Origin of the sequence: Robiginitalea sp., from assembly GCF_049588695.1 — a bacterium.
In the GTDB taxonomy this organism is placed as follows: Bacteria; Bacteroidota; Bacteroidia; order Flavobacteriales; family Flavobacteriaceae; genus Robiginitalea.
Map to the genome: position 1 here is coordinate 1 of NZ_JBAVZJ010000278.1, position 1,510 is coordinate 1,510.

Below are 1,510 nucleotides of genomic sequence, written 5' to 3' on the forward strand. Positions count from 1 at the left end.
CCCTCTCCCCGCGTTCCACGGTTGGGACTATTACTGAGGTTTACGATTTCCTGCGTCTGCTTTTTGCCAGGGCCTCAGATGCCTACAGCTACAACACTGGCAAAAAAATGGTCAGCTATACCGATGAACAGATCCGCGATCTGATTGTTTCGGACTACGAGGGAAAGCGGATCAGCATTCTCGCACCGGTGATCCGATCCCGGAAAGGGCACTACAGAGAACTGTTTGAACAAATAGCGAAACAGGGATATGTTAAAGTGCGGGTAGACGGGGCCATTGCCGATCTTGAAAAAGGAATGAAAGTGGACCGGTATAAAACCCACGATATTGAAATCGTGATAGACCGCTTACAGGTCGCGAATACTCCCGAAATCCTCAAGCGATTGGACGAAAGTATCCGAACTGCCATGTACGCCGGGGACGACGTCCTGATGATTCTTGAAGAACAAACGGAAACCCCGAGGTATTTCTCCAGAGATCTGATGTGTCCGGAAACCGGAATTTCATATCCGGTACCGGAACCCAATACCTTTTCATTTAATTCCCCGAGGGGGATGTGCGATACCTGTAATGGCCTGGGCCATATCTATGAAGTCAACCCCGGCAAGATTATTCCCGATCCTGCGGTATCGATTAAGGCCGGAGGGATCGCTCCCCTGGGGGAATACAAAAAATCCTGGGCGTTTAAACAGCTGGAAACAATAGGTCTCAAATACGGTTTTCTTCTGGAAGATCCCATCGAGCGTATTCCCCCGGAAGCCCTGGACGTCATACTCAATGGCGGGAAGGAGGCCTTTGAGGTGGACTCAAAGACCTTGGGCGTTCGCAGAGCCTATCGCATAGATTATGAAGGCATTGCCTCCTTTCTGAAGAGTCAGTTTACGGATAGCAACTCCGTCCATATTAAGCGATGGGCCAAGGGGTATATGGACAAAATTAACTGTCCGTCATGCGGGGGAAGCCGATTGCGAAAGGAGGCCTTATATTTCAAAATTGGGGGTAATAATATTGCAGACCTCGCCGCCATGGATATAGGCGAACTTTCTGAGTTTTTCGATCATCTTTCCGGCAAACTCGATGGAGATCAAAAGAAAATAGCTGCCGAAGTAGTCAAAGAAATAAAAACCCGTCTTGCTTTCCTTCTGGACGTCGGTTTGGAGTATCTCTCTCTGAATCGCGGATCAAAAACCCTCTCCGGAGGGGAAGCCCAGCGTATCAGACTCGCTACCCAGATCGGTTCCCAACTTGTTGGCGTGCTCTATATTTTGGATGAACCCAGTATCGGATTGCATCAAAGGGACAACACGCGATTGATAAACTCCCTGAAAGCCCTCAGGGATGCGGGGAATTCAGTAATTGTGGTGGAACACGACCGGGACATGATAGAAGCTTCCGATTACGTCATTGATATTGGACCCCGGGCCGGGAAACACGGCGGGCAGATTATCTCTGAAGGACCTCCCCACCAATTATATGATCACCAAACCCTGACTGCAGATTACCTTAGCGG

Annotated in this window: 1 pseudogene; it reads left to right on the plus strand. The window is 49.5% G+C overall.

What is annotated here, in order from left to right:
* Positions 1–1,510 (plus strand): annotated as a pseudogene (locus WBV75_RS06720) (excinuclease ABC subunit UvrA); the annotation flags it as partial.